This is a genomic window from Paraburkholderia sp. J12, from assembly GCF_905220215.1.
GTDB lineage: Bacteria > Pseudomonadota > Gammaproteobacteria > Burkholderiales > Burkholderiaceae > Paraburkholderia.
In genome coordinates this window covers 178,929-187,375 of record NZ_CAJMZC010000013.1, presented here as the reverse complement: position 1 = coordinate 187,375, position 8,447 = coordinate 178,929, and the positions used below count along the sequence as shown (strand labels likewise).

The 8,447-nt window shown below is 61.0% G+C and carries 9 protein-coding genes; 5 read left to right on the top strand and 4 right to left on the bottom strand.

Annotated features, from left to right (window positions below; genetic code table 11):
* Positions 1-1,641, top strand: a 1,641-nt coding sequence (locus U5760_RS24985) for a glycoside hydrolase family 19 protein (RefSeq protein ID WP_322014992.1), incomplete at its 5' end; no start/stop codon positions are given.
* Positions 1,619-2,524, top strand: coding sequence for a hypothetical protein (locus tag U5760_RS24980; RefSeq protein ID WP_322014991.1), 906 nt, complete (start codon positions 1,619-1,621; stop codon positions 2,522-2,524). The genes U5760_RS24985 and U5760_RS24980, both read left to right, overlap by 23 nt.
* Positions 2,525-2,960: 436 nt before the next feature.
* Here the strand turns inward: U5760_RS24980 and U5760_RS24975 are convergent, their stop codons facing one another.
* The 3 genes from U5760_RS24975 to U5760_RS24965 form a co-directional block, all read right to left on the bottom strand.
* Entirely contained in the window at positions 2,961-3,542 is a 582-nt protein-coding gene (locus U5760_RS24975) for a YceI family protein (RefSeq protein ID WP_322014990.1), read from the bottom strand.
* A 69-nt stretch (positions 3,543-3,611) separates the two neighbouring features.
* The gene (locus tag U5760_RS24970; RefSeq protein ID WP_322014989.1) at positions 3,612-4,196 is read right to left on the bottom strand and encodes a YceI family protein; all 585 of its coding nucleotides are present in this window, start codon (positions 4,194-4,196) and stop codon (positions 3,612-3,614) included.
* Positions 4,197-4,269: 73 nt separating this feature from the next.
* Complete coding sequence (locus U5760_RS24965; protein ID WP_322014988.1) at positions 4,270-4,833, bottom strand: cytochrome b; 564 nt, start codon at positions 4,831-4,833, stop codon at positions 4,270-4,272.
* 118 nt (positions 4,834-4,951) lie between these two features.
* Here U5760_RS24965 and U5760_RS24960 point away from each other — a divergent pair, with 118 nt between their 5' ends.
* Positions 4,952-5,869 (top strand): LysR family transcriptional regulator, encoded by a 918-nt coding sequence (locus tag U5760_RS24960; RefSeq protein ID WP_322014987.1) that lies wholly within the window; start codon positions 4,952-4,954, stop codon positions 5,867-5,869.
* 230 nt (positions 5,870-6,099) lie between these two features.
* Positions 6,100-6,477, top strand: coding sequence for a hypothetical protein (locus U5760_RS24955; protein ID WP_322014986.1), 378 nt, complete (start codon positions 6,100-6,102; stop codon positions 6,475-6,477).
* A 65-nt stretch (positions 6,478-6,542) separates the two neighbouring features.
* On the opposite strand, the gene U5760_RS24950 is transcribed toward U5760_RS24955, so the two are convergent.
* Complete coding sequence (locus U5760_RS24950; protein WP_322014985.1) at positions 6,543-7,217, bottom strand: ParB-like protein; 675 nt, start codon at positions 7,215-7,217, stop codon at positions 6,543-6,545.
* A 304-nt stretch (positions 7,218-7,521) separates the two neighbouring features.
* On the opposite strand from U5760_RS24950, the gene U5760_RS24945 reads away from it, so the two are divergent.
* Positions 7,522-8,337, top strand: a complete 816-nt coding sequence (locus U5760_RS24945) for a mechanosensitive ion channel family protein (protein WP_322014984.1) — start codon at positions 7,522-7,524, stop codon at positions 8,335-8,337.
* Positions 8,338-8,447: the final 110 nt, after the last annotated feature.

Below are 8,447 nucleotides of genomic sequence, written 5' to 3'. Positions count from 1 at the left end.
ACGGCTGGAACGCGCATGGCGCACATCGAGGTGTTCTGCGACGGGGACATCAAACCGTTCATCGAGGCCGGGCGCGCGTGGGTTGACGCCAACTGCGCGAACACGACCCAATGGAGTCAGCTTGGTTTGTCCGCAGACCCGACGATACTGCGCATAGGCAGCGGAACGACGCTTTATCACGATCATGGCCAGCAGGGGCAGGACGCGAAGCAGAGCGATGTCATCCAGACCTGTCAGTTCGCCGCCCTGCCGCAGGACGCGGCGCATCTGTTCACGGAGACAGCACCCGGCAGTGACAGTGCGAAGCGGCGCTGGTGGAAGGTGGACAGTGCGGACAGGCAGCGCAATTCCATCTCGGGCTGGGTGCGCGAGCAGAGCCACGAATGTGGCCGCGTAACCCGCGAGTTTTCGCAAAGCTGGATCGATTTCGAATGCCTCGACGAAGACCACGATCCGGCGCACACCATTTTTGCGACCACAAACGACTATGTGGACTACGCGCTCGGCAGCAATACACCCGGCGCGGGTTCGCTTGGCAAACTGAGTCCGCTCATGGCCGCCATCTACCGCGTCCTGTATCCGGGCGGTGACGGTGCTCAAGCGGCGGACGAACTCCGCGCTTTGGGACAGAACTCCCCGGGCGCAGGCTTTCCATGGGCCGCCTTCCGGGCGTCGCGCCTCATCGTGAAACACGAAAGCGAATGGGCCAACCCCGTGAAGTGGCAGGCACTGGTCAGCGCCATCGAGCAGCGCACCGGGCCGAAGCCGGAGCATGAAGAGGAAAAGAAGCGCATCGCGAAGCTCGCCTGGTGGGACGAGGTGCAGGCCGGGGTGGCGGGTTTCCCGGGGCCGGACGTCTATCACATCAATCCAATCGGATTGGTTGGGAATTTCCTGCAAACCTGCTCCTGCAATAAAGATATTACTGAGGAAGAGCTGGATTTACTCTTGCCGCTAGATGTCAAGTCCAAGGGGCTCTTTCATGCTGCTCACGATCAGTCGGTTCATGGATTTGATAAAGGTAAATTTCTTGAACTGCTGAATAAGTACATGCGCGAAAATGACATGATGACATGCGTCAGGAAGGTGCATTTTCTTTCCCAAATGTCTCATGAGTGTGATGAACTCAGAACGAACGAAGAATATCGTAATAAAGATGGATCGATCCCTTCAGGTTGGAATAACTATCACGGCGGGGAAAAATTCCATGGCCGCGGCTTAATTCAGCTCACTCATGATACAAACTACATCGCCTACGGAAATTATGTCGGCGATAAAACTATCGGAACCAACCCAGATCAAGTCAGCGACAATATTGATCACACCACACACTCTGCGTGTTGGTACTGGAGACATGGGAGTCATTGGGGAGATATCAACCCCAAAGCAGATAGCAATGATTTTTATGCAATCACGGTTGCAGTTAATGGTGGATTCAATCATGTAGATGACCGATTTGCTGCTTTGAACAAATTGGCAAAAGCGCTTAAGGCAGAACGATGCACAACGAACCCTGGACTTATATTCAACGACTACCTGATGGAGAAAAGCTCGCTGTACGGTACCAATTTTTACAAGACCCATATAAATCGCGTTAACGAAGCTGTGGAGGCAGTTGATGCCAAAAAAACAAAAATTTGATCTCGTAATGAAATTTTTGCTCGCACTCGCTATTGGGGTGTTCGTTGTGTCTAACGCCGCGCGGGCAGAGTCGGTAAACGGGAAGTTTTTCACTGGGCAAGAGTACAGTGGAGAATACTCCATTTCGGAAAGCAGCAATTCAGATGGAATGCGGGTCAACCCGGTGACCATACGGCTGACGATCAACGGAGAAAAGAATCCATTACTGTATACATACGTTGCGGACGACCTTCCTACGATAAGAGCAAATGATATGGGTTTCCTGTCAATCATTACCAATTCAGGCGGAATGGAAGGAAGTGTCACGTATGACTACGTGATTATAATCAATGGAATATTGGTATCGATTGGCACTGTTCAAACAACACTCCATCTTGGAAAAATTGAAAATATCGACGCACAACCAAACAAAAATTTAACAAGGACCAAAATAAATTATTTAATAAGGCAGATCGTAAAATTTAATCCCCCTGCGCTGTCGGAATCGTTAAATCCGTATTCCGCGGCGACGTTGCTACTCCTTGGTCAAGGAAAATTTTTGACTCCGGAAGACGATCTAATTTTATCGGTTGTTTACAGAAATAAAGAAATAATTGACGACCCAGTTTTGCTACAGGCACTCAAAAAAGTGATCGACCCCGGTGATAAAGACGCTGAAACTTCCGCCATATCAAGTAAAAAAACCGTTATTAGCAATAGAGCGCATTTTTTTAGCGCCCCCATTTCGTCAGCCGTCGATACAGCGTATCTCATTAAAGGGGACGCGGTGAGTTTGGTCAAAAAATCAGCTGATGGCCGATATTGGCTCGCAGACTATGTGTCGTCGCATGGTCGAAGAACAGAAAAATGGCTCCGCTGTGAGGATATAGACTACTGTCGCTGATCCGTATACTGGCGTAAGCAGGTTTCGAATTGATCACGATGAAGCCTGGTATCCCATAACCGTCGAAGTAACGCGACTCCGGTTGGGATTGCAATGCCCGCGCTTACATCATCGGACGGCGCGGTCCGACTGGAAGCCGAATGTGCACGCATTTTTCCTGTGCAATTCTTGTGTAATTGAGTTTTCTATTACCCGCGCCGAATCACATTCTCCAGCCTCACCTCACAAAAGCAACCCTAACCGGCTCAGGCATCGCAACCGGCTGCTCACCGGTAGCGGCTCTCCGAGCGTCAACTGCCCGGGTAGTATGTCGTTGAACACGCAAGCAACCCCACCAGAACGCAAAAAAGCCCATGCACACCACATGCACGGGCTCGCATCGAAACCAGGGTAAAGCGGCCGCCGGAACTGCCATCCCGCCGGCGCCCCAAGGCGATTAGTCCGCCTTGACGCCTTCCACCTGGATCTGCAGCGTCGTCGCCATCTTGAAGCCGTAGCTCTCGCCCCAGTTCACGCCGTAGTCCGAACGGTTGAATTCGGCCGTCGCGTCGGCGCCGCACACTTCGCGCTTGAGCATCGGGTTCTGGAAGCACTTGAACGAATCGATCTTCAGGTTCAGCGGCTTCGTCACGCCATGCAGCGTGAAGGTGCCGATCACTTCCACGGGCTTGTCGCCGTCGAAGCGGATCGAGGTGCCCTTGTAGGTGGCCGTCGGGTACTTGTCGATATCGAGGAATTCGGCCGAGCGCACGTGCTTGTCGAGCGCCGCGTTGCCGGTGTCGATCGACGATGCGTCGATGGTCACGTCCACCGTGCCGGTCTTCGCTTCACGGTCGAGCACGACCGAACCCGTGGTCTTCGTGAACTTGCCGCGCCACACCGAAACGCCGCCGAAGTGGTCGGCCTCGAAGCTCGGATAGGTGTGCGTAGGATCGAGGTTATAGGTGGTCCCTGCCGCGAAAGCGGGCGTGGCAATGGCAGCGGCAAGCGCGGCTGCCGCGATGAGCGTGGTCTTCATGGCGTGTGTCCTGGGCGGATAAAACGAAAGTGATCGGTGTGATCGACGTTGAGGCTTCGTGCCGTCGCGTCAGTGTGCGGCGGCTACGATGTGAAACTTGATCTGCACGTCGTCGGCAACGACGGAGGTGTCCTTCCAGTCGCCCGTGCCGATGCCGTAGGCGAGACGCTTGATGGGCAGCGCGCCGTCGAACACCTGGTTCGCGCCGTCCTTGTGATACTGCACGGGCACGACGACATCCGTGGTCTTGCCCTTGATCGTGAGCTTGCCCGCCACCGAGTACGCGCCGTTGGCGCCCGGCTTGATCTGCGTCGAAACGAAGGTGGCATGCGGGAAGTGCGCGGCGTCGAACCATTCGTCGCCGGCGACTTCCTTGTTGTATTCGGGCGCGCCAATGTCGAAGCTCGCGACATCGACGTCGATCTTCGCGCTCGCTGCCGCGACGTTGGCCGGATCGAAATGCACGTCGGCCGTGAAATGATTGAAGTGCCCTTCCACCGGCACGTTCATCTGCTTGAACACGGCGGTGACGGAATTCTTCGCGCTGTCGGCGGCATCGGCGCTCGCGCTGAAGGTCAGGCTGAAGGCCGCGCTTGCGGCAAGCGCCGCGCCAAGTGCGGCAACGGAAGCGGTATGGACGAGTCGTTGAATCATGGCGGTCGGTTCGGATTGAATGGGGTCGCTGGGGTGTCCGGGTGCGGGCGCGTCCAGCGCAGAGGCGTTCGGATTAATCGCGCGGCGTGCCGAACGGCAGCATGCGCGCGAGGATGTTCTGGCGATCGAGCAACTGATGCTTGAGCGCTCCGAGCACGTGCAGCACCACGACGGCGAGCAGCGTGTAATTGAGCGTGACGTGAACGTTGCGCAAGAGGTGCTTGAGCGCATCGTCGGGGCCGATCAGCGTAGGCAGCGGCCAGATGCCGAGGTACACCACCTGAATGCCCGCCGCCGAGCTGTACAGATAACCCGTCACCGGAATCGCGACCATCAGCACATAGAGCGCGGCATGTCCGGCATGCGCGGCGAGGCGCTCCCATGCGTGCATCGAGGCCGGCAGCGCCGGCGCCGCATGGGTGGCGCGCCAGAGTATGCGCACGAGCACGAGGGCCAGCACCGTCACGCCGATCCACTTGTGCCACGAGAAGTAGCGCAGCTTGGTGGGCGTGATGCCGGGAATGTCGGTCATCACCCAGCCCAGCGCGAAGCCCCACACGATCAGTGCGGCGATCAGCCAGTGCAGCAGCATGGCAACGCCGCTGTAGCGGCGCGGGGCGGAAGCGGGTCGGGTCATCGCAGGGCGAATTCGGGTCGGTAGAGAGGCGCACTGTACCCGCCGATGCTTATTCAAACAATCGCATAAAATGGATCGTTATCATCGAGTTTTTCGATAATTCGCCGCTACCTCGCCTATGGACCGCTCACCCAGCCTCGAACAACTGCGTGCCCTGATCGCCGTCGCCGAAACCGGCAGTTTTTCGGCCGCCGCGCGGCAGCTCGACCGTGCGCAGTCGGTGGTGAGCTACACGATCGCCAATCTGGAGGCGCTCCTCGGCGTCGCCCTGTTCGAGCGCGGCAAGCGCAAGCCGGAGCTGACCGCGGCCGGCCGCGCGATCCTCGCCGACGCCCGCCGCCTCGATCTGCTGATGGGCCAGCTCAACGCAAAGGCGGCCGGGCTGCAGCGCGGGCTGGAGGGGGAGGTGTCGGTGGCCGTGGACGTGATGTTTCCCTCGCAGCGGCTGGTCGAGGCCCTGCAGGCGTTTGCAGTGGCGTTTCCCACCGTCGCGCTCAACCTCACCATGGAAGCGCTCGGCGGCGTGCTCAAGCTGGTGCTGGACGGCGATTGCGCGATCGGCATCAGCGGGCCGAACCAGAACTGGCCGCACATCATCGAGGCGCAGCTCATCGGCTCCGTAGAGCTCGTGCTGGTGGCCGCGCCGGCCCATCCGCTCGCCGGGGCCGGTCATCCGGTGCGCATCTCCGATGCGCGCGAGCACACCCAGCTCGTGCTCACCGACCGCAGCCGCCTCACCGAAGGACAGACCTTCGGCGTCTACAGCAACCGCGCCTGGAAGCTGGGCGACCTCGGCGCCAAGCACCGCCTGCTGCTCGCGGGCCTCGGCTGGGGATCGATGCCGCGGCACCTCGTGGAAGCCGATCTGGAAGCCGGCCGGCTCGTGCAGATCGCGCTCGCCGACCGCCGCTCGGTGAACTACAACGTCTCGCTGATCCACCGCACCGATGCTGCGCAGGGCCCCGCCAGCGAATGGCTCTGCAACTATCTTTCGGGCGGCACACCGCCGGCCATGCCCGCGCCCGACGCGCGCTGAGCGCCGCCGGATCGCGCCTGACAATTCTTCACACTCCGCTGCAACCCGCGCCATACGGGACACGCCGGCCCACGTACACGGCGCGGGTCGCCGCATGTTGCGCACGCGCCATTTATTGAGATAGATGCCCATGCCATGATCGCGCCGCCCGCGGAACCGGCCATGCCGGATGCCGCTTTCTGGTCCGAGCGCACCGCGACGGGCCGATCTTCGCACCGCGCGTCCCCATCATGAGCCTGTTTATCGACTGCCTGCTTTCCAATCTTGGCCTGTTCGCCCTGACCCATGTTGCCTGCTGGACCGCGCGGCAACTGCGTCCCGCCCCCGCAGTGAGCGGCACCCGGCTTTTCCTGGCGCTGCTGTCGACGGCATTCGCCTTCGACACCGCCCTCACCTTCCTCGTCTTAGCCGATGCAGGCGGCGTATGGCGCCAGTACGATCCGCGACCGACCTTTCCCGCTCGCGCGGCCGCTTACGGGCTAGCCGCGCTGCTCGCACCCGCCAGCGCTTCTTTCGTGAAGCGCCGCGCCGCGGCGCGCCAACCGGCAGCGAGCCGGCCGCTCGAGATCGAAACGTCGCCCTACAGCAAGTCCACCTTGCCGATGTGACCGGGGCGCACCGGCCGCGGCGGCCGCGCCCTCACGGCAGCCGCAGCGCGCCTGCCCTCATGCCCTCATGCCTTCTTGCTCTTGGGCACCGGCGCGGCCTGGGCGGCCCCGCCGTTGGCCGGAGGCACGACGCCCGACCAGCCCGGCAGATAGCGCGCGTCGGGATCGTGTGCATGGGCGAGTGCGTCGGTAAGCGCCGCGTCGAAGTTCTTGCGCAGGCGCGCCGCCGGGATCTTCTGGCGCAGATAGTCGGCCCAGAGGAATTCGCTGAAAGGCGTGGTGTCCTTCGCGTAACCGCCCGCCACGCGCAACTCGCCCGCGAGGCTGCGATAGGGATCGTCGTCGAGTCCCTGCAGATCCTTCGGCAGGTTCTCGTACTCGCAGCGCGCGCCGGCCGCGTCGAACGGATGCACCCACTGGCTGTGCTCCATCATGCGCCAGAAGATCGTCGGCGCGAGCCACGAAAGGTCCTTGAGCACCGTGACCTTCACGGCCTTCACGCCTTCCTTGAGCCAGGCGAGGCCCAGGTGGTGGTGATCGACGATGTAGTAGCGCCCTTTCGGGCCCAGCACGGCCGGAAACCAGTGCGATTCGATGGCGGCCGCGCGGTGGGTCTTGTCGAGCGCCGCCCAGTGCGCGCGCTTGGCGTTCACCTCGCGAAAGCCGACCGTGATCTGGGTCGGCCGCAGATCCTCCAGTTGTACAGTAATCAGATGCAGATCGATGTTCGGCAGTATCATGACCGGGCCTCGTTGTCGTATGAATGTCGCAGGCGAAACGATACCGTTGAATCCCCTTGCGCGGCGCATCTGCCGCCCTGGTTTTCGCGCTGAAGCGGTACGTATCGTCGAGTTCGCAGGCTGTCGCCGCCGGGCCTGCCGGGCAGCGGCGCCCTCGCGATCCACGCGAAACAACATGCGGATCCGACGAGGGACGGGGACCGCAAGAACCGCCTTCCTGCCCCCCGCCAGTTTCGCCCCCCGGTCGTATCGGCAGAATTCTTCGAATCACACCGACTCAATCACCGACTCAAGCGAGGGCATCTTGGATCTCGAAACCATCCGCACATTCATCATGACCCGGGGCATCGACTTCGGGACCAAGGTCGTTGCGGCGATCGTGCTATGGATCATCGGCCGCTGGGCCATCAACCTGGTCGCGGGCGTCGTGCGCAAGGTGCTCGGCCGCAACGACCGGGTCGATCCCACGCTCGCGCACTACCTCAGTTCGATCCTCGCCGCGGTGCTGAACCTGCTGCTGGTGCTCGCGATACTCCAGGTGTTCGGCGTGCAGACCACCTCGTTCGCGGCACTGCTCGCGGGCCTCGGCCTCGCCATCGGCACGGCCTGGGGCGGCCTGCTCGCGCACTTCGCGGCGGGCGTGTTCATGCAGGTGCTGCGCCCGTTCAAGGTGGGCGACTTCGTTTCGGCGGGCGGCGTGACCGGGACCGTGAAGGAACTCGGCATCTTCGGCACGACCATCATCTCGCCCGACAACCTGGTCAACATCGTCGGCAACAACAAGATCTTTTCGGACACCATCACGAACTACAGCGCAACGCCCGTGCGGCGCGTGGAGCTGACCGCGAAGATCGCCAACGGCGTCGATCCCGTCGATGCGGCCGCGCGCCTGCGCGAAGCCGTCGCGAAGATCCCCAACGTGGTGACGGAGCCCGCGCCCGACGTCGAGGTGCTCTCGTTCACGCCCGAAGGCCCGCTGCTGTGCGTGCGGCCCTACACGAGCAACGACAATTACTGGCAGGTGTACTTCGACACCAACCGCACCATCATCGAAACGTTCAAGGCAGCCGGCTACCCGACGCCCGAAACGCCCTCGCTGATTCGCCGCGTGGGCACCTGACGCACGCTGCCGCAACCGCCCCAAAGCAAAACGGCATCGCGAGCCCAGGCTCGCGATGCCGTTTTTTCTTGACCGTGGCCAGTTGCCTGGGCGCGCCGGACCAGCCGGCC

Excerpts from the sequence above, each read along its gene's own strand:
- U5760_RS24980 (WP_322014991.1), top strand. The coding sequence starts at position 1,619 with ATGCCAAAAAAACAAAAATTTGATCTCGTAATGAAATTTTTGCTCGCA.
- U5760_RS24975 (WP_322014990.1), bottom strand. The coding sequence starts at position 3,542 with ATGAAGACCACGCTCATCGCGGCAGCCGCGCTTGCCGCTGCCATTGCC.
- U5760_RS24970 (WP_322014989.1), bottom strand. The coding sequence starts at position 4,196 with ATGATTCAACGACTCGTCCATACCGCTTCCGTTGCCGCACTTGGCGCG.
- U5760_RS24965 (WP_322014988.1), bottom strand. The coding sequence starts at position 4,833 with ATGACCCGACCCGCTTCCGCCCCGCGCCGCTACAGCGGCGTTGCCATG.
- U5760_RS24960 (WP_322014987.1), top strand. The coding sequence starts at position 4,952 with ATGGACCGCTCACCCAGCCTCGAACAACTGCGTGCCCTGATCGCCGTC.
- U5760_RS24955 (WP_322014986.1), top strand. The coding sequence starts at position 6,100 with ATGAGCCTGTTTATCGACTGCCTGCTTTCCAATCTTGGCCTGTTCGCC.
- U5760_RS24950 (WP_322014985.1), bottom strand. The coding sequence starts at position 7,217 with ATGATACTGCCGAACATCGATCTGCATCTGATTACTGTACAACTGGAG.